The sequence below is a fragment of the Paenibacillus physcomitrellae genome, from assembly GCF_002240225.1.
GTDB classification, from domain to species: domain Bacteria; phylum Bacillota; class Bacilli; order Paenibacillales; family Paenibacillaceae; genus Fontibacillus; species Fontibacillus physcomitrellae.
Window position 1 is genome coordinate 3,529,709 of the sequence record NZ_CP022584.1, and the last position, 19,620, is coordinate 3,549,328.

13 protein-coding genes are annotated in these 19,620 nt (G+C 51.7%); 12 read left to right on the forward strand and 1 reads right to left on the reverse strand.

What is annotated here, in order from left to right; translation table 11 throughout:
• Window positions 1–142: 142 nt before the first annotated feature.
• Together CBE73_RS15880 and CBE73_RS15885 are read left to right on the forward strand one after the other, a co-directional pair.
• The gene (locus CBE73_RS15880; protein WP_094095048.1) at window positions 143–1,153 is read left to right on the forward strand and encodes a phosphotransferase family protein; all 1,011 of its coding nucleotides are present in this window, start codon (window positions 143–145) and stop codon (window positions 1,151–1,153) included.
• Complete coding sequence (locus CBE73_RS15885; protein WP_094095049.1) at window positions 1,150–2,148, forward strand: glycosyltransferase family 4 protein; 999 nt, start codon at window positions 1,150–1,152, stop codon at window positions 2,146–2,148. The genes CBE73_RS15880 and CBE73_RS15885 overlap by 4 nt, the downstream gene beginning before the upstream one ends.
• 148 nt (window positions 2,149–2,296) lie before the next feature.
• On the opposite strand, the gene CBE73_RS22210 is transcribed toward CBE73_RS15885, so the two are convergent.
• Complete coding sequence (locus CBE73_RS22210; RefSeq protein WP_174704750.1) at window positions 2,297–2,452, reverse strand: hypothetical protein; 156 nt, start codon at window positions 2,450–2,452, stop codon at window positions 2,297–2,299.
• Window positions 2,453–2,706: 254 nt separating this feature from the next.
• On the opposite strand from CBE73_RS22210, the gene CBE73_RS15890 reads away from it, so the two are divergent.
• From CBE73_RS15890 to CBE73_RS15935, 10 genes are all read left to right on the forward strand, one after another.
• Window positions 2,707–3,546, forward strand: coding sequence for a formate/nitrite transporter family protein (locus tag CBE73_RS15890; RefSeq protein WP_094095050.1), 840 nt, complete (start codon window positions 2,707–2,709; stop codon window positions 3,544–3,546).
• Window positions 3,547–3,597: 51 nt separating this feature from the next.
• Window positions 3,598–4,092, forward strand: coding sequence for a hypothetical protein (locus tag CBE73_RS15895; protein ID WP_094095051.1), 495 nt, complete (start codon window positions 3,598–3,600; stop codon window positions 4,090–4,092).
• Window positions 4,093–4,429: 337 nt separating this feature from the next.
• The gene (locus CBE73_RS15900) at window positions 4,430–6,604 is read left to right on the forward strand and encodes a sensor domain-containing protein (protein ID WP_174704751.1); all 2,175 of its coding nucleotides are present in this window, start codon (window positions 4,430–4,432) and stop codon (window positions 6,602–6,604) included.
• Between the two features lie 2 nt (window positions 6,605–6,606).
• A complete protein-coding gene (locus tag CBE73_RS15905) occupies window positions 6,607–8,445 on the forward strand; it encodes a sensor histidine kinase (RefSeq protein WP_094095053.1) in 1,839 nt (612 codons plus the stop codon).
• Complete coding sequence (locus CBE73_RS15910; protein ID WP_094095054.1) at window positions 8,438–9,958, forward strand: response regulator transcription factor; 1,521 nt, start codon at window positions 8,438–8,440, stop codon at window positions 9,956–9,958. The genes CBE73_RS15905 and CBE73_RS15910 overlap by 8 nt, the downstream gene beginning before the upstream one ends.
• Before the next feature lie 395 nt (window positions 9,959–10,353).
• On the forward strand, window positions 10,354–11,853 hold the full coding sequence (locus tag CBE73_RS15915; protein WP_094095055.1) for an ABC transporter substrate-binding protein: 1,500 nt from the start codon (window positions 10,354–10,356) through the stop codon (window positions 11,851–11,853).
• A gap of 168 nt (window positions 11,854–12,021) precedes the next feature.
• Window positions 12,022–12,912 (forward strand): ABC transporter permease, encoded by an 891-nt coding sequence (locus CBE73_RS15920; protein ID WP_373286354.1) that lies wholly within the window; start codon window positions 12,022–12,024, stop codon window positions 12,910–12,912.
• A 26-nt stretch (window positions 12,913–12,938) separates the two neighbouring features.
• The gene (locus tag CBE73_RS15925; RefSeq protein WP_094095057.1) at window positions 12,939–13,892 is read left to right on the forward strand and encodes a carbohydrate ABC transporter permease; all 954 of its coding nucleotides are present in this window, start codon (window positions 12,939–12,941) and stop codon (window positions 13,890–13,892) included.
• Between the two features lie 114 nt (window positions 13,893–14,006).
• A complete protein-coding gene (locus tag CBE73_RS15930) occupies window positions 14,007–16,310 on the forward strand; it encodes a glycoside hydrolase family 3 N-terminal domain-containing protein (RefSeq protein ID WP_094095058.1) in 2,304 nt (767 codons plus the stop codon).
• A complete protein-coding gene (locus CBE73_RS15935) occupies window positions 16,310–19,459 on the forward strand; it encodes an alpha-mannosidase (RefSeq protein WP_094095059.1) in 3,150 nt (1,049 codons plus the stop codon). The genes CBE73_RS15930 and CBE73_RS15935 overlap by 1 nt, the downstream gene beginning before the upstream one ends.
• Window positions 19,460–19,620 lie beyond the last annotated feature (161 nt).

Below are 19,620 nucleotides of genomic sequence, written 5' to 3' on the forward strand. Positions count from 1 at the left end.
TCCTGAACATTTGATAAGAGACGCCCAAACAAGTTGATTCCGCTGATAGAATCCGTTTAAATGGAAAGTATCTTAAGAAGCAGGCAAAGGATCAGGCAGAGAAGCAGGTGAAGAAGCAGCTTGTTAAAGGGATGAACCGAAGGTGGTGGGAGCAATAGGAACGTTAAGCAGCTATATTACGGATAAAGGGGAGCTTGATCCCCGGCGGATTTACCGAAGTGAACGTTTGTACCAGGGAATGAACGGCCGTTATGTGGAGCGTTTCTATGTTAATCCGCAGCAAAGCTACATTTTTAAGCCGGTTACGCACCAGGGGCAGGAGGATCGGGAGGTTTGGATATACGAACGGGTTCTGTATAAGATCCCCAAAGTGTATCCGGCTTTGGTTGATAAGTCCGAGCAGGGGACAAACGGATGGGCGGTCTTTGAGGATTTGGGCCCGCTTAATCATGAACATGGGCCGAAGACGCTGCTGCGGATGGCCAAGCTTGTCGCCAGATGGCATAGTCTTGACCCCTCCGAATGGGACCCGGCGGCTTTCAGGGCTCCCAAACCGCCGGTACAGCAGATGGCCGTGGATTTACTGGAGCTGAAGCCGGAAGCCCGGCGTCTGATCCGTGAGGCAGAGTTGCCCGTCTGGATGCTGGATAGCGCTAAGCGGCATGTCGAGGATTCGGAATGGGCTGCGATGAAGGTGCTTAATCACGGCGATTTGCATGCGGGGAATTATGCATCGATTCATGGGGAATTGTATGTGCTGGATTGGGAGCACGTGCATTTGAATTCGCCTTTATGGGACCTGTATCACTTATTAGATATGTCTCACCCGGTATTTCCGGGGGTTATCCCGATGAACGAGGAGCTGAGGGAGCGTATCCTGCGGATGTACGTTCATCAACGGAGATTTTATGGACAGGAACTGGACGAATCCCGGCTTCTGGCGGATTATTGCGCCTATGCGTTTATATTCTCCTTGTGGATGCTGCTGCTGATTGAATCCGATCTGAGGCAGGGCAGCGTTTACTGGAGTCGGGCTCAGCTGCTGCGGCAGCGGGCGGAAGCGATGGATCATTTAAGCAGCTGCGGCCGGCAGTATCTCGAAAGAACGGGAACCGATTCCGGCGCATTAAGGGACAGAGGAGGAGTAAGATGAGTAAAGCAGGTCTGATCATGCGTAAAATCCAGTTTGCAGAAGCGCAGGGACCGCGAATTTTTGCTGAAAGGCTTCAGCAGATCAGCCGGGAGCTCGGCGTGGAGCTGGTATTTATTTCACCGGAGCGGCATGTAAGTGAGCATGACTGGCTGCCGGGTTACGAACATGAGAAAGGCGATCTGGTCAATTATGATATTGTGCTGGATCAAATCTATAAGGAGCAAATTGAGCATGTGATCTATACGGTGTCGGGCTTTACTTTCCTAAAGATGTTTCTGCCAAACAGCGTGCTGTTTCCGCACAGCTTCCCTGACCCCGCGCTTACGGGTTATGAAATGATGAAGCCTTTCTACACCATGGTAGACAAAGCGATCGTGCAGACGGAATTCCTGCGGGAGCAAATCGGGGAACGATATGGAGTTACAGATGTGGATGTGATTCCGATCGGCTTCAGCGAGACCCTGGCCAAACGCCACTTTGATCCGGATGCCGTCGTCAATAACCGGGTTTTATGGATTGGCCGCGATGAGGCTAACCGGCGCCCCGACCTCGTTCTGGAATATGCTAAACGCAACCCGGACAAAGAAGTCTTTATGGTCTTTGGCGGCATGCGTTATAAGGAAAGCATGAAGAAATATGCGATTCCGGATAATGTGAAGCTCAAATTTGCCTTAACGCAGGATGAAGTATTTGCGCTCATGAATTCCGCGAAGGTGTATTTCAGCTCCTCCCAATTCGATACCTTTGCGATGCCGCTGACCGAAGCGATGGCGATGGGTAAAATCGTCGTCAAGCCGGAGCATCCTTGCTACGGCCATATCCATGGCCCGCATTGCTTTGCCGGCAATGAGTCGAACTGGTTCGAGCTGGTCAACATGGCTGCGGCCCATCCGCGTAAATGGTCGGAGCAGAACCGCGAATATGCTTTTGACCATTTCTCCGAAAAGGTGATGAAAGACGGCTACCGCCGTTTCTACGAGTCCTGGCTGCGCTAGACAGAAGTTTAGCCGAATTATAAAAGCCCGTTTCCTGCATGCCGAACATTCGGTATGTGGGAAACGGGCTTTTTCTCTCCGGTAACAGGAGTTGTATGAAAGAGTTGTATGAAAGGAACTCTATAAGAGGATCTCTATGAGAGAAAATTTATGCGTTTTGCTCGATTTGAATCCGGCATTCCAAATGGCGAAGCTTTCTTTTGATTTCCTTCTGCCATTTCTCATCGCCAAGCCGTTGGGCCAGATTAAGCAGGTCCAGATAATCGTCGACTTGGAGGCTGCATTTGGAGTATCGGTTGGTCATGTTCATTAACTCCTTCTGTCTTGGGGTAGGTTATGGTGAGCTGCAGGGCAGCGATTTAGAACAAGGAATGATAATCATTATCATTTATTAATCTTATTATGGCATAAAATTCGGAGAATTGACAACCCTTTTCCATACCAAGCAGAGAAGATCATGGCGAAGTCCCATTATCGGGTTTATTTCTATTAGAATTGTGTTATATTACGGAAAATAAAGGATTTCTGAACCTGAAATAACCGGAAAATGGAGGGCTTATGGAAACGGAAGCACTGTTAAAGGTCGAGGAACTGGCGCTGAAGAAACACAAAATTTTCAAACAAAGCTGGATTCGGTATTTAGCCCGTTCCATGCTGGCCAGCATGTTTATCGGGTTTGGTGTCATCGTAGCTTTCAAGACCGGGAACTTTTTCTTTCTGAAGGATTCTCCTTTTACTTATCCGATGGCAGCTATGACGTTTGGTGCAGCCATTATTCTGATCTCTTACGGTGGAGGCGATCTGTTTACCGGAAATACGTTCTACTATACGTATGCAGCGCTGCGGAAGAAGCTGAAATGGCCAGAAGTTCTAAAGCTGTGGGGCTCCAGCTACTTAGGCAACATTTTGGGAGCACTTGTGTTTGCACTGCTGATCCATTTGACCGGTTTATTCGATTCTCCGTCGGTGAACGGCTTCCTGCTGAGCGTGGCCCAGCATAAAGTCGAGGCTCCGCTTGGTGAACTGTTCTTCAGGGCGATTTTGTGTAACTGGCTAGTGTGTCTGGCCTTCTTCCTGCCGATGTCGATGAAGGGGGACGGAGCCAAGCTGTTTGCCATGATGCTGTTCGTCTTCTGTTTCTTTATTTCAGGTTATGAACACAGTATTGCGAACATGTGTACATTTGCGATAGCGTTGGTGCTGCATCATCCAGAGAACTTTTCGTTTGCCGGAGTGGTTTACAATCTGATTCCGGTTACGCTGGGAAACCTGGTCGGCGGCGTGCTGCTGATGGGTTTTATGTATTATTTCGTGAACAAGCCTTATTTAGAGGACGACGACGGGGATGAAAAGCCGCGTGTTCAGGAGCCCGGGTTCAATGAGCAAGTTGAGAAATAACCAATCAGATCAGGAACAAACCAAGAACGGAATAAGGGAGACTCAGAAATCATGGGACAAACGGGCGATAGACAAGACGGGGACAAGACTGTACTGCCTGCGGAGGTTCATCAGCTGCTCGATGGCGGTTCGCTTGCGGAGAAGCAGGGAGAAGCGCTGATCTTGAGCACGGTATCGGAAGACGGGTGGCCGCATACGGCCATGCTCAGCGTAGGAGAAGTGGTGGCAGTCAGCGGAAGCAGGCTCAGGATCGGTTTGTGGCCCGCTACCGCCACCAGCAGTAATATGGCCAGAACAGGACAGGCGCTGCTGGTTGCAGTCTACCAAGGCCGGGTGAGCTACATCAAACTCAAGGTGAAGCCGCCGCTGCCCGCTCTTCAGGAGAGTGATTATCCGCGTGACCGATATGAAGCCGAGGTGGTCCAGGTTAAACAGGATGCTGCCAAATACGCGGAGATCGTAAGCGGCATACAGATTGCCCTGCATGATCCGGTGGAGGTCATCAGCCGCTGGGAGGCAACAGTGGCAGACTTATTCAAGGATTAATGGAATAATCCGGCTGTTTTTCGGGAGAGAAATTTGCTTCTGGAGAACAGCTATTTTTATAGAAATAAAACACATCAATATATGAAGAAAAATGGTTTATTTCCGTTGCGGCGGCAAGGTATAATGAATGGGATCGTTAGCGAAAATTTTGTCGTTTTTTGTAAATTATTAGGAGGAAATTATGCCAAGTTGGATTTGGGGGATAGACAATTCCCTTGCGGTGGTATTGAACCCATATATAGCTGGATTGTTTATATGTATCTTGTTTCTTATAGGATTAGGAGCAGCTGTTATTTGGCTGTGCTTCACTCAGTTTCGGCTCCGTAAGGAAAATAGGATGACGAGGACCTTATTCAAAGAGACGCTGCAGCATCATCAAATTTTTGTATGGGCGGTTCATCCGATTAAGGGGACGGTTTATTTCAGCGGTTATGCGAGTCAGTTGACAGGATTGACAGCAGAGCAAGTCAGGAGCAAGCCTGTACAGCAAACCGGGCTGCGGGAGGCCGGATTCGGACGCCTGGTTGATTTAATGGAGGATGCTCTCTCCGGCGAGCTGGCGGTGGATCAAGAGGAGGTTCGTTTCTCCACTCCTAACGGCAAAAGACACGATCTTCAAATCCGGTTGTACCCTTTGAAGGACGAGGAAAGAAATGCAGACTGCATCGTCTATGTTCTGACAGGCATGGATGTTACAGAGCGTAAGAGGGTGGAAGAACGGCTGCATTTGGCTCATGAAGGTTCGGGGGCGATTATCTGGGAATCCGACATGACCACCCAAGAATATACTTTCTCCAAACGATGGAAGGATCTGATGGGCTACGAGGAAAGGCGGGAACCCTACAACGGCGCTGAAATCCTGAGTTTAATCCATCCAGAAGACACAGAACAGGCAAAGATGAAACGGCTCGGTCATCTCAGGGGAGAAGAGACCTCTTACAATGCCGAATACCGGATGCTGACCCAAAGTGGCGAATACCGATGGATGCAGGTCCGGGGCAAGGTTCTGTTTGATTCCTACGGCAGAGGAGTCCGGTTTGCAGGTTCGCTTATCGATATTACGGAACGCAAAAATTATGAGCTCCAGCTTAAGGCAAGCCTTGAAGAGCTTGAGCACACTAATCGTGAGCTCGCCCACATACAGGAAGAGCTGAAGCAGCAGGTCGACCTCCTGGTGGAGAGCCAGACCCGGCTCCGGCAGAATGAAGACAAGCTGCAGAAGCTCGCTTATTTTGATCCGGTCAGCGGCTTGCCGAACCGGGTGCTTTTGCTTGAAAAGCTGGAGAGCAGTCTAACAGATATGAACCGGCAAGCGGCGCTGTTATTTATTGATACGGACAATTTCAAGAACATCAACGATTCGCTGGGCCACAAATGGGGTGATGTGCTGATCCGGGAAGCAGGTGAGCGGCTGAATTCCCTGAAGCCTGACGGGGCGATGCTGTTCCGTTTCGGCAGCGATGAATTTGTGATGCTGTTAATCGAAGATATCTCCCATAAAGCCCTTAAACTTCTGGCCGGAAGGCTGATCAAGGGGTTCGAGTGTCCATTTACGGCGGGACAAGGCGAACTGCATTTGTCGATCAGCATCGGCATGGCGCTTTATCCGGAGCAGGCGTCAAGCCCTGAGGAATTGATCAAAAATGCCGATCTCGCGCTTTATCGAGCGCAGAAGCTGGGCAAAAGCTCCTTTGTCTTATATGATGCGTCCATGCAGCTCGAGCTGCAAAGCCGAATGAGAATGGAGGCCAAGCTTCTGTCGGCGCTGGAGCATGGTGAATTTATGCTGGTTTATCAACCGCAGGTAGATACAGAATCGGGGCGGATCAGCGGGTTTGAAGCTTTGCTGCGCTGGGAGAATCCCGAGCTCGGCCGCGTGGCCCCGGACAAGTTTATCCGAGTGGCTGAAGACAGCCGGCAGATTATTCCGATCGGCGAATGGGTGCTGCTCACGGCCTGCAGCTTCCTGAAGAATCTGCATAACTCCGGTTATGAAGGCTATCGCATATCGGTCAACATTTCCGTTATCCAGCTGAAGCAGGATGGTTTTGTGCATACGATGGCTGACATCCTTAAGGAAACAGACCTTTCCCCGGAATTCCTCGAAATTGAGATTACGGAATCTTTGTTTATGGAGTCGGCCGAGCGCAACGAGCTGATCGCGAAGCTGGATCAAATCCGCCAGATGGGCATCGGTATTGCGCTGGATGATTTCGGGACCGGCTATTCGTCCCTGGATTATTTGCGCGAGCTTCCGATCACTACGCTCAAGATGGATAAGAAGTTTGTCGATCCTATTGAGCAGGAGGAAGCCAGTCGTTCACTAGCCTCTGCCATTCTCCTGATCGGTCACAGCCTGGGGCTGCAAATCGTGGCGGAAGGTGTCGAAACGAACGAGCAGTTTGAATTCTTGAAGAAGCATGGTTGTGACAAGATTCAAGGGTATTTGTTCAGCAAACCCCTTGCGGGAGCGGAGATGGCGGGTCTCCTGACGAATTGGGAGGTGAGCTGAGCATGAGGATCGGTTACATCTACAGGAATTACTTCAAAAAGAATCTCTTTATGAGGATGCTCCTGATCTTTGTGGGAATTGCAGTGGTCACGATTATTACCTTGTCCTATCTGATGTATAAATCCTTATCCCAGGCGATTATTAACCGGGAGCTGGACAGTCAGAAATCGGCCATGGAAAGCGTTGACCGCTACATGGCTTCGCGTTACGATGCTGTTCAGAATATGGTCCGGGATATGTACCGGAATGCGACGCTGTACGGGAACATCAATTATTTGATGGAGCACAATTATGCCGATTACGTCGAGCATCGGATGGACCAGTTTTATAACGAATCCAGCGATTATTCTACCGAGGCTCTTCAATATTTTCAAAATTTAATGGATGAGAACACCGATTTCTCTAACTTGATACTATATAGCTCGGAGAAGCAGATCCTCACCTCTTTTAATAAAAATAAACAATTCAGGCAGGTTCCAACTGAGCTCACCCATTCGTATATCCCGGATGTGATGGCCATGGAAACCAAAAATATTACGTCGCCTAATTACTGGATCAGGAAAGCTATTAATCAGACAAATCCAGCCCTATACGCAATTCGGGTGCCGATCAACAACCGCCAAACCTTGAAGAATGCCGGGCAATTGATCGTTTATCTGGATTCGGATAGTATCTCGTCCGCCTTATCCGGCTATCGAAACAGCCTGAAAGGCGAGATTGTGGTGCTTTCGACCGAAGATGTCGTGTTGTATGATTCCAAAGGTCAGTATTACGGACAGAAGTATCCATACGTCAATATGAAGGACAAGCTCTATGATAATCCCGATGACATCCCGATGAGCAATGATCAGAATTTATATATCAACAAACTCATTGCGGCAGACGACGGCTATGTCGTGATCGGATCGATGCCGAAATCCGAAGTCGCCCAGGCGTATTCAGGGATCAAGAAGACCATTATTACGATCAGCGCCTTTTGCATCCTGTTTGCCATTTGTATCCCGATTATTTTTGTCATGAGCTTTGCGAACCGTACCAATCAAATTATCAAATTTACCCGCAAGGTGAAAAATGGTGATTTGTCCGCCCGGATTGAAGACCCGCGGGAAGATGAGCTCGGCCAAATCTCCAGAAGCTTTAATGACATGCTGGATGAGCTGAACCTATACATCGAACGCGTATATAAAGCCGAAATCAAGCAAAAGGAAACGGAGCTGGTAGCCCTTCAGGCAAGAGTCAGTCCGCATTTCTTATACAATACGCTTGAGGTCATCCGGATGAGGGCGATTTCGCAGGGGGCCCGGGACGTGGGGGACATGATCTACAGCCTGTCCGTCCTGTTTAAGAACCTTGTGAATCAGAAGAAGATCTACACGCTGAAGGATGAACTGGAGTCCTGCCGTCTCTATCTGGAGCTGTTCCGGATTCGCTACAAGGATAAATTCAATTATTCCATTACGGCTGAATCAGACTTGGGCAGCAAAACCGTAACCAAGCTGTCATTACAGCCTATTATTGAGAATTATATTGTGCACGGCATCCGGTCTGACCGGGATGATAATTGGCTGTCGATCAAAGTTTGGGCGGAGAGAGAAGTGCTGATTGCGGAGGTTTCGGACAACGGAACGGGAATAGAACCGGATCGTCTGGAAGAAATTAAACAAGAGCTGGAGACTTCCGAGGAAACGGGCACAATGTTTGGACTGCGCAGCGTGCACAGCCGGCTGAGGTATCTCTACGGGCCCGAGTATGGTCTGGACATTACCAGCCGGCCCGGCAAAGGGACAACGGTCCGGGTGAAGTATCCAAACCGCGAGGAAGTGGAGGCTGAGCATGTATAAAGTATTTATTGTCGATGATGAGCCGTTTATTATCGAAGGTCTATACGATATTCTGGATTGGCCTTCTTTTGGTCTTGAGATCGTCGGACAGGCAGAGAACGGCCAGCGGGCTTTGGATGTTTTGAGCGTTAGACCGGTTGATGTGCTGATTACAGACATCTCCATGCCGGTTATGAACGGTCTCAGCCTGATCCGGGAAGCAAGGAAGCTGCATCCTGACCTGAAAGTGATTATTCTTAGCGGATTCAACGAATTTGATTATTTGAAAGAAGGCATGAAGCTGGGGATCGAGAATTACCTGCTGAAGCCGATTAATATAGAGGAACTGGAATCTACGCTTCGCAATACGGTTGAGAAGCTGGACAGCTCCAGGTCGGAAGAACTGTATGATGCTTTCGATGTGCAGATTATTAAAGACAATACGCTTTACCGCTGGCTTACCGGGCAAATCGCAGCAGCGGAGTTTGAAGAGCGGGCCGATTTGCTCGGTTTATATCTGAACCGGCCCTTTATTGCCACGGCTGTATTAAGACCGGTGGAGAGCGGAACCGATGTTTTTGACTGGGTTCGCAGAAGGATTTCGGGAGAACAGGGACTGACCTTATTCCGGGATGTGGACGGCGATTTGGTGCTGATTGCTTCCATTGAGAGCTGGGCAGAAGGGAAACGTGATTTCACTCTGCTGCTTGAGCAGCTGTCTATTGAGCTTTCGGATCTGAGCCGCCCTGTGCAGATTAGTATCGGGAGCGTAGGAGAGTGGCCCGAAGAAGCGGCACCGAGCTATAGGGAGGCTAAGCGGGCGCTGGAGTATTTCATGGTCTATCCCGACCGGCGGGTGATGGACTTTACGGGTCTGGAATCGGACGACCGGAAAGGGAAGATGGAATCTGCCCTTCAATGGCCGGAGTATGTCAAGCTGATCTTGGCCAGGGATGAGGAAGGGCTTACCGACCGAATCGCGTACGATTTCGAGCAGATGAGAGTGCTGGGAGGCATTGGACCGCAGGATTTGACCAACCGTGCGCTGGAGCTGGTTGTCCGGTTCAAGATGGAACTCGAGGAGATCCGTCATACGGAAGAAGAAGCCATCTTCAAGAAGGGACTCGAGAAGGTCCGCAGCAGCACCGCCTTTCACGATCTGGTTGCAGCGCTTCAGGAGGTGGCGAGAGAGACGGTTCATGCCTTGCTCCAGGACAGCAAGAATCCGGTGGTCAGCCAGGTGCTGGCGCATATCCACGATCATTATGCGGACGAGCTTTCCTTGAAGACACTTGGAGCGCAGTATCATATTCATCCCGTTTATCTTGGACAGCTGTTCCATAAAGAGACCGGAGAGTCTTTTGCCGAATATATCAACAAGTACCGGATTGACCAAGCGAAATATCAGCTCAAGCATACCAATCTGAAGGTGCAGGAAATCGCCAGGAACGTAGGGTACTGGGAGACCGGGTATTTCTACAAGCAGTTCAAGAAATACGTCGGCATTTCACCTACGGATTTCAAAGCGCTATAAGCTGGAATGAGATCCAGCTGTGAACCAGAATAGAACCACAACCCCAATTCGAAAGGGAGCTGCTCTTGACCAAGAGAGCGGATTCATTTTCGGATTGGGGTTTCCTTGTTGATGGCGGACATGAAACTGACAGTAAAAGTAAGCGTTTTAAGAAAACGGTGACAAAGTTCTGCAAAAACTGCGTGCTTCTTTAATTTGTACCCTAATTTATTAAGTTTATCTTCTTTTTGAAAATGCTTTCATCCAGTAAGGTTAAAGTAGTTCATTTGGTAATCCAAATGCATACACAAGACCATGCTGGAGTAAAACAAAGATAACCCTATCCGGCGAAACAAGCTTTGGAAGAGTGAGAGAACCTGCAGTACACAAAGCAATGAAAAGGGGAGGATTCACAAATGGGAAAGAGTAAAAAAAGACTTTCCATCGCACTTGCCATGCTCACGGCATTGACATTCGTACTGAGTGCCTGCGGCGGCAACAACAGCAGCAATAACAGCAGTAATTCCGCATCGGGCTCGAACGGCGGAAGTTCCGAGAAGCCAGTCAACCTGATCTGGTACACAATCGGTACACCGCAAAAAGACGTGGACAAAGTTATGGCGGAAGTCAGCAAGTACACGCAAGAGAAAATCGGTGCCACGATTACAATGAAAATGATCGACTGGGGCGATTATGCACAGAAGATGCAAGTTAACGTAGCTTCCGGTGAACCCATGGATATTCTCTTTACTGCTTCCGGCGGTTTTGATTATGTTCAAAATGCAAGAAAAGGCGCATTCATGGAGCTTGACGACCTGCTCGACCAATACGGTCAAGGCATCAAAGATACCATCGACCCTGCATTCCTGGAAGGCTCCAAGGTTGACGGCCACAATTACGGCATTCCGGCCAACAAGGAACTTCCTTACCAGGATGTTTGGCGCTTCAATAAAAACCTGGTGGACAAATACAACCTGGATATTTCCGGCGTAAATACGCTGGAAAGCCTGGAGCCGCTGCTGAAAACGATCAAGGAAAAAGAACCAAACGTTACTCCGTTCGGCATGGATAAAAACTTCCTTCCAGTTGTTCCTTACGACTATGTCGTACAGAACCTGCCAATGGCTGTGAAACTGGACACAACGGATTACAAAGTTGTAGACGTTCTGGAAACTCCGGAAATGAAACAAGCTTTGACAACCATGCACAAATACTATCAAGCCGGCTACATTGCGCCTGAAGCAGCAACAACCGGTTCGACCAGTGACCTGACAACTTCCGGCAACTGGTTTACGGATAAAGCGCAAACCCAGCCGCTGGCCGATAACCTCTGGTCCGCAAGCTATGGTTATCCTGTAGTCTCTACTCCAGCGAGCGAAGCGATTATCAATAACAACTCCGTACAAGGTTCGATTATGGCGATTTCCGCGAACTCCGAACATCCGGACAAAGCGATGCAATTCCTGAACCTGCTGAATACAGATCCTGTACTTCGCAACATGGTTGACTCCGGTATCGAAGGCGTACATTACAAGAAAACTGATGATACTCACATCGAGAATCTGCCGGATTCCAAGAACTATGACATGCCTTCCTACTCACTGGGCAACAACATGCTGCTCTACTTGAACCCTGGTGACCCGGACGATAAATGGGATCAATTCAAGACGTTCAATGCTTCTGGTAAAAATTCTCCAATCCTGAGCTTCAACTTCGACAGCACTAAAGTAGCTACTGAAATGGCTGCCGTACAGAACGTGAAGGAACAGTTCTGGTCCTCCCTGATGACCGGTACCGTTGATCCTGAAACTTACCTGCCTAAAGCTATTGAGAAGTTTAAAGAGGCCGGCCTTGATAAAGTCATCGCTGAAGCGCAAACCCAGCTTGATGCTTGGAGAGCCGCAAACGGCAAATAAGATTTAACAGCAACAATTGGAACAAGTAATCAAACAGTCGGAAAGGATCGGGCGGGTGGTCAAAGCGCCCGATCCTTTTTCACTATTTGGATCATTAACAATATCTACATCGACCGGGAGGGAACGATAGTGGCTACATTTTTAAAAAACATTCTTAGAAACAAAGTCATGCTGCTTATGGTGCTGCCAGGCGCCATCTGGTTCTTTTTCTTCTCCTACCTTCCGCTGGTAGGAACGGTAGTGGCGTTCAAGCAGTACCGGTTTAACCGTGAGGGCTTCTGGGCCAGTATCGTCAAAAGTGAATGGGTAGGCTGGCAGAACTTCAAGTTCTTGTTCAGCGGCACCGACGCTTGGGTGATTACCCGAAATACCTTGTTCTATAATATCGCGTTTATTTTTATCGGACTTGTCTTGTCTGTGGCGATGGCGATCCTTTTGTCGCAATTGGTGGGGAAAACGTTGGCCAAAGTGTATCAGACCGGCATGTTCCTGCCGTATTTCCTTTCCTGGGTAATCGTCGGCTACTTCGCATTCAGCTTCCTGAGCATGGACCGCGGGATGCTTAACCAGATTCTGGGCTGGTTTGGTGTGGAGAAGGTGCAGTGGTACTCCGACCCTAAATATTGGCCTTATATTCTGGTATTCGTCAGCTTGTGGAAATCGATCGGTTACAACAGTGTCGTTTACCTGGCCTCTATTCTGGGGATCGATAAATCCTTGTATGAAGCCGCTATGATAGACGGCGCCAGCAAGTGGCAGCAGATCCGTAATATTACGATCCCGATGCTGTCCCCGATCATCATTATTATGACGCTGCTGGCCGTCGGACGGATCTTCTACGCAGACTTCGGTTTGTTCTATCAAGTTCCGCGCGATTCCGGCACCCTGTATTCCGTAACAAACGTTATCGACACTTACGTCTACCGCGGGCTCAAAACGACTGGAGAAATCGGCATGAGTACAGCCGCAGGTTTGTATCAGTCCGTAGTTGGCTTCGTACTGGTTATCGTTTCGAACTTCATCGTGCGCAAAGTCGACAAAGACAGCGCCTTGTTCTAATTCAAAGCTGAAAGGAGCGCAATATCATGGCTGAAGTGGCTACTAGCAATACCCCGAGCGTTCAGAACGGTTCGCGCAAGAAAGTCCGCGACTTTCACAACGTTACACCTGTCTGGAATCTCATTTTAAATATCATCGCAGGGTTGTTCGCTTTCATCTGCGTCTTCCCGTTTCTCTTTGTTGTCATTATCTCTTTCACAGATGAAAAAACGCTCGCAACCGACGGCTACCGCATCTTTCCGGCCAAATGGAGCCTGGAAGCCTACCGCTTTGTCTTCCAGACCGGCGACGCGCTGCTCCGCTCCTACGGCGTAACGATTCTGGTTACGGTCCTGGGGACGATCATCAGCTTGGTGCTGATCTCCCTGTACGCTTACGCTATTTCGCGGACCAGCTTCCGCTACCGCAGATTCTTTTCCGTGTTTGCGATCATCACAATGCTCTTTAACGGCGGCATGATTCCGACTTACATGGTCGTATCCCAATTGCTGCATATGAAAGATACGATTTGGGCTTTGGTGCTTCCGCTGGCCATGAACGCCTTCTACATCATGATTCTCAGAACGTTCTACAGCACCAGCGTACCTGAAGCGATCATCGAGTCCGGACGGATCGACGGTGCAGGCGATTTCTACATCTTCCTGCGCATCGTGCTTCCATTGTCGCTGCCGGGTCTCGCTACCATCGGACTCTTCAGTACACTCGGTTACTGGAACGATTGGTTCAACGCCCTGCTGTATATCGACAATCCAAACCTGGTTCCGCTGCAGTCGATGCTGATGCGGATCGAGAACAGCATCCAGTTCCTGCAGCAGAACTCGCAGAACGGCGCAATGAGCCTGCAAGCCCTGTCTTCTATCCCGCAGGATACGTCCCGCATGGCGATGGTTGTGCTTGCAACGCTGCCTATTATTTTTGCTTATCCGTTCTTCCAGCGTTATTTCGTCCAAGGTTTGACTGTAGGTGCAGTTAAGGAATAGGGATTATTCAGGCAGCTCTGATTTGTCCCAACATGAAATTACCAGAATCATTTTATAAATGATTAGCCGCCAACAGCTTCACCATAGAGAGAAATCGGGAGGAGGAGGCTACGCATGCTGAAATACAAAGATGCTGCTTTGCCCGCTGCAGAGCGGGCGGAGCATCTGCTAAGTCTGATGAACGTGGAAGAAAAGGTTGGACAGCTTGTCCAGCCTTTCGGCTGGCAGACTTACGAGAACCGGGGCGGTACCGTTACGCTCACCGAAGATTTTAAAGAGCAGGTCAAAAATGGCGGCGTCGGCTCCCTGTACGGGGTGCTGCGCGCCGACCCGTGGACCGGCGTTACGCTGGAGAACGGCTTGTCGGCCAAAGAAGGGGCCGAAGCCGTTAACCAAATTCAACGCTATGCGGTTGAAAATTCCCGTTTAGGCATTCCGATCCTGATAGGGGAGGAATGCTCGCACGGGCATATGGCCATCGATGGTACGGTATTCCCGGTTCCGCTGCTGCTCGGCAGCACGTGGAACGTGGACTTGTACCGCGAGATGTGCCGGGCTGTTGCGGCGGAGACCCGCGCGCAAGGCGGCGCGGTCACTTATTCGCCGGTGCTCGATGTCGTCCGTGACCCCCGCTGGGGACGGACAGAGGAATGTTTCGCCGAAGATCCTTATCTGATCGGCGAATTTGCGGCAGCTTCCGTTCAGGGGCTGCAGGGCGAAAGCCTGGACAGCGAAAGCAGCGTAGCTGCGACGCTGAAGCATTTCGTCGGCTACGGCAGCTCGGAGGGCGGACGCAACGCCGGTCCGGTTCACATGGGCTGGCGCGAGCTGCTCGAGGTGGACCTCTACCCGTTCAAGAAGGCTGTGGAGGCCGGAGCGGCTTCCATCATGCCGGCTTACAACGAAATTGACGGCGTACCGTGTACGGTTAATGCCGAGCTGCTGGACGGCGTGCTTCGCAAGCAGTGGGGCTTTGACGGCATGGTCATCACCGACTGCGGCGCAATCGACATGCTTGCTGCGGGCCACGATGTGGCCGAAGACGGGATGGACGCGTCCATCCAGGCGATTGAAGCGGGCATCGACATGGAAATGTCCGGCGCCATGTTCGGCAGCTATCTGCTTCAGGCAGCCCGCGAAGGCAAGCTGGCGGAAGAAGTGCTGGACCGCGCCGTGCTTCGTGTGCTGACTCTTAAATTCAAATTAGGTTTGTTCGAGAAGCCTTACGCCGATCCGCAGCGGGCCGAGCAGGTGATCGGCAGTGCAGAGCATAAAGCTTTGGCACAGCGGCTGGCGGAGGAAGGCATTATTCTTTTGAAAAATGAAAATCAAACTTTGCCGCTTGCCCCCGGCAGCGGCAAAATTGCTGTGATCGGCCCCAACGCCGATCAAGGTTATAACCAGCTCGGCGATTACACCTCGCCGCAGCCTTCCGAAAAAGTTGCTACCGTTTTAAAAGGAATTCAGGCCAGATTGCAGAATGAAAATAGACACGTGTTATATGCGCCGGGATGCCGGATTAAAGGCGATTCCAGAGAAGGCTTTGAGACCGCTCTGGCCTGTGCCGAAGAAGCGGAAACGGTCATTCTGGTCATGGGCGGCTCAAGCGCCCGCGACTTTGGTGAAGGCACCATCGACCTGAAGACCGGGGCGTCCAAAGTGACGGACGACTCCTGGAACGATATGGAGTGCGGCGAAGGCATCGACCGCATGACACTTGGCCTGGCAGGCGTCCAGCTGGAGCTCATGCAGGAGATCCGCAAGCTTGGCAAACGACTGATTGTGGTTTATATCAACGGCCGTCCGATTGCCGAGCCTTGGGTAGACGAGCATGCAGACGCTATTCTGGAAGCCTGGTATCCGGGACAGGAGGGCGGACATGCGATTGCCCGCGTTTTATTCGGCGACGTCAACCCGTCCGGTCGTCTGACGGTCTCCATTCCGAAGCATGTGGGCCAGCTGCCGGTTTATTATAACGGCAAACGTTCCCGCGGCAAACGGTATTTGGAGGAGGACTCCAAACCGCGTTATCCGTTCGGATACGGACTGAGCTACACCACCTTTGCTTATGGCAACCTGCGGATCAGCCGGACCTCCATGACGGCGGAAGAATCCGTGCTTGTCACCGTGGATGTGACCAATACGGGAGACATGGCCGGTTCGGAAGTCGTGCAGCTGTACATCTCCGATGCCGTCAGCGCCGTCAGCCGTCCTTTCATGGAACTGAAAGGTTTTGCCAAAGTGGCTCTGGAGCCCGGCGAAACCAAGACGGTGAGCTTTGAGATCGGGGCAGAGCAGCTGCAGTATATCGGCCGCAATCTGAAGCCGGAGGTTGAACCTGGACAATTCCGCATCCATGTCGGAAGACACGTAAATGACACGGTTAGCTGCGAGCTAACCGTTCGGGAGGCTGAATAATGGAACGTATCAGACGTTTTATCCGCGAGCTGGCAGACCGCCAGTGGCTGGAGCAACAGGAGCTTCGCAGCTGGAGTATTACGAAATCGTATTACAAGCTGCCGGGAGAATATGAGAACTTTGCGCCTTATCCGGAAGGAGAGGGACTGGACTTTTTCCCGAGCAAGCAGGGTACAACCTATTTCTTCAGAACAACCCTGGAGGTTCCGGCCGAATGGCGGACGGAGCCTTACGGCCTTGTGTTTGCTTCCGGAGGGGAAGGACTGCTCCGCGTTAACGGCGCGTCCTTCCAGGGACTGGACCGCAATCACACTTATGTGACGCTTGATCCCGCTAAAGTGGGTGAAGCTCCCGAGCTGGAGATCGAGCTGTTTGATCCGGTGCCCGAGCCCGTGGATCCGCTGAACCGGCAGGCCGTTATTCAGCCGCCGATTACCTCGGTCACAAGCCTGCTTGTACGGCCTAACCAGGCTGTGCGGAGCTTGATGTATACCGCCACGGTGGTCCGCGATTCCCTCGTCCTGCTGTCCGCAGACGATTTCCGCGGCGTCCGCCTGAAAGAGGCGCTGTACCGGGCGATGGACCGGTTCGTGAATTTGGATGAATCAGCCGTGCGCGAAGGCGCAGCGGTTGCTGAAATAGAAGAGAAGCTGAAGCAGGAGGTTCAAGAGGTAGGCGGCAATGCCGAGGGTCTTGAGCATATGGTCGGACAGTCGCATATCGACATCGCCTGGCTGTGGCCGGTGCGCGAGACGGTCCGCAAGACGAGCCGCACCTTCTCGACCGTGGACCGGCTGATGGACGAATATCCGGAATACCGGTATTCCCAAAGCCAGCCGCTGCTGTTCGCTTTCCTGAAAGAGAACGACCCCGAGCTGTTCGAACGGGTGAAGAAACGGATTGCGGAAGGGCGCTGGGAGCTGGTCGGCGGCATGTGGGTCGAACCCGACCTCAACCTGCCGAGCGGCGAATCGCTGATCCGGCAGATGTTGTACGGCCAGCGTTTCTACCAGCAGGAGTTCGGCCAAACGTCGAACATCGAGTGGCTGCCGGATACGTTCGGCTACTGCGCGTCCCTGCCGCAAATTCTGAAGCACGGCAAAGTGGATTATTTCATGACCACCAAGCTGGGCTGGAACGACACGAACGTGTTCCCTTACGACTTGTTCCATTGGGTAGGCATCGACGGCACGCCGCTGCTGTCTTACCTGAATCACGGAGTTAATGAACATACTACGCCGAAGGATATTCGCGACCACTGGCAGTCCTACCGGGAAAAAGCCGTCCACAACGAGCAGATGCTGCTCTACGGACACGGCGACGGCGGCGGCGGGGTCACTCGCGAGATGCTGGAATACCTGGACCGTTCCGAGCTGATGGTCGGCCAGCCGGCCAGCCGCTACAGCACGGCCAAGCAGTTCTTTGAAGGCATCAGCGCGGCGAATCCGGAGCTGCCGGCCTGGCACGGCGACTTGTATCTGGAGCTGCACCGCGGTACGTACACCACGCATGCCCGCAACAAGCGCAGCAACCGTAAAGCCGAGGTGCTGTACCGCGAAGCGGAGCTGTGGAACGAGCTGGCTCGTCCGGTACAGGACGGCGGCAGCCGCGAGCAGGCTTTGACCAGCCTGCATGAGGGCTGGAAGCTGATTTTGCTGAACCAGTTCCATGATATTATTCCTGGCTCTGCGATCACCGAGTCTTACGAGACTTCGGATAAGGAATACGCGGAAGTTTTTGAAAAAGGGCAGGCCGGTCTGCAGGAAGGCCTTACGGCCCTCGCTTCCGGCATCGACACGTCCAGGCAGCCTGAAGGCACGCCTTACGCGGTGTTCAACAGCTTCGGCTGGTGCCGCAGCGCGGCGGTCCGCGTTGAGCTTGCAGAGCTGGAAGCCACTGACGCGTCCGGTTATGCTGTTTGCGACGAATCCGGCCAGCCGCTTGAAGCAGACCGTGAGGAAGGCGGCTTGACCGTCTACGTGCCGGAAGTGCCGGCCTTCGGCTACAAAACTTTTTGGGTGAAGGCTGGGGTTGCGGCTGCGGAGGCTTCCACTTCCGCGAAGCCGGCTAGCAATTCTGCTAAGGCCGCACGTTCTTCCGAGCTGAACGATACGTGGGAAACGGATTTCTATTCCGTACGCTTTAACGAGCGCGGCGAAATCGTAAGCCTGTTCGACAAACAGGCCGGACGCGAAATCGTCAAGCCGGGCGAAGCGGCGAACCGGTTCCATTTCTTCCACGACCGTCCGACGCTCTGGGACGCCTGGGATATCGACACCCGCTACGAGAAGCAGCGGGCCGGCGAAGCCGAGCTGCTGGAGAAGCGGCTTGTGCTGGCGGGGCAGACGAAAGACGTGCTCCGTTTCCGCTGGAAAATCGGAAATTCCGAGATTTCGCAGGACGTTATCTTTTACCATCAGAACCGCCGGATCGACTTCAAAACGCATGTCAGCTGGAACGAAGCGCACAAGCTGCTGAAGGTTGGTTTCCCGGTAGAGGTGCTGACCGAAAAAGCCACCTACGAAATTCCCTTCGGATCGCTTGAACGCGTGACGCACCGGAACACGAGCTGGGAGCAGGCGCAATACGAGGTTTGCGGACACCGCTTCGTCGACGTCTCTGAATTCGGCTACGGCGTCTCCCTGCTGAACGACTGCAAATACGGTTATGACGTGCAGGGCAGCACGATTCGTTTGTCCCTGCTGCGCGCGCCGAAATGGCCGGACGTCCAGGCCGACCTTGGGGAGCATGACTTTACGTATTCGCTGCTTCCGCATGAGGGCGACTGGCGTACCAGCCATATTGTCCGCCATGCCGCCGAGCTGAACCTGGAAATGCCTGTGCTTCGGCTTGAAGCCGGTAAGGCTGGTTCCCGTCCGTCCGCCGGATCGCTGATTGATTACGAAAGCTCCCATGTGGTGCTGGATACGGTGAAAGCGGCGGAAGACGGAAACGGCACGATCCTGCGTTTCTACGAATCTTCCGGCGGACGCGAGCAGATCAGTCTGCAAGGGCCGCTGGCTTCCGGTAACGCCAAAGTCTACCTGTCCAACGCTCTGGAAGAGCAGCTGGAGGAATTGCAAACGGAGAAAGGGAAGCTTTCGCTTTCTTTTGCCCCTTATGAAATCAAAACCGTGCTGCTGAAGTAGCACGAAGCATAGAGCATTAGAATCGATTGTAAATCGTGCAAGGAAATAGAGAGCAAGATAGAGGTATAAGCTTAAGCCGCGAGATAAGCTATGAAATAAGCAAGCCCAGAAACGGAGGAGGCCGGCGAAGGCTGGTCCTTCCCTCATTTTTACAACTTTTT

Coding starts and splice junctions, on each gene's coding strand:
- CBE73_RS15885 (WP_094095049.1), top strand. CDS start 1,150: ATGAGTAAAGCAGGTCTGATCATGCGTAAAATCCAGTTTGCAGAAGCG.
- CBE73_RS22210 (WP_174704750.1), bottom strand. CDS start 2,452: ATGACCAACCGATACTCCAAATGCAGCCTCCAAGTCGACGATTATCTG.
- CBE73_RS15890 (WP_094095050.1), top strand. CDS start 2,707: ATGGAAACGGAAGCACTGTTAAAGGTCGAGGAACTGGCGCTGAAGAAA.
- CBE73_RS15895 (WP_094095051.1), top strand. CDS start 3,598: ATGGGACAAACGGGCGATAGACAAGACGGGGACAAGACTGTACTGCCT.
- CBE73_RS15900 (WP_174704751.1), top strand. CDS start 4,430: ATGACGAGGACCTTATTCAAAGAGACGCTGCAGCATCATCAAATTTTT.
- CBE73_RS15905 (WP_094095053.1), top strand. CDS start 6,607: ATGAGGATCGGTTACATCTACAGGAATTACTTCAAAAAGAATCTCTTT.
- CBE73_RS15910 (WP_094095054.1), top strand. CDS start 8,438: ATGTATAAAGTATTTATTGTCGATGATGAGCCGTTTATTATCGAAGGT.
- CBE73_RS15915 (WP_094095055.1), top strand. CDS start 10,354: ATGGGAAAGAGTAAAAAAAGACTTTCCATCGCACTTGCCATGCTCACG.
- CBE73_RS15920 (WP_373286354.1), top strand. CDS start 12,022: ATGCTGCTTATGGTGCTGCCAGGCGCCATCTGGTTCTTTTTCTTCTCC.
- CBE73_RS15925 (WP_094095057.1), top strand. CDS start 12,939: ATGGCTGAAGTGGCTACTAGCAATACCCCGAGCGTTCAGAACGGTTCG.
- CBE73_RS15930 (WP_094095058.1), top strand. CDS start 14,007: ATGCTGAAATACAAAGATGCTGCTTTGCCCGCTGCAGAGCGGGCGGAG.
- CBE73_RS15935 (WP_094095059.1), top strand. CDS start 16,310: ATGGAACGTATCAGACGTTTTATCCGCGAGCTGGCAGACCGCCAGTGG.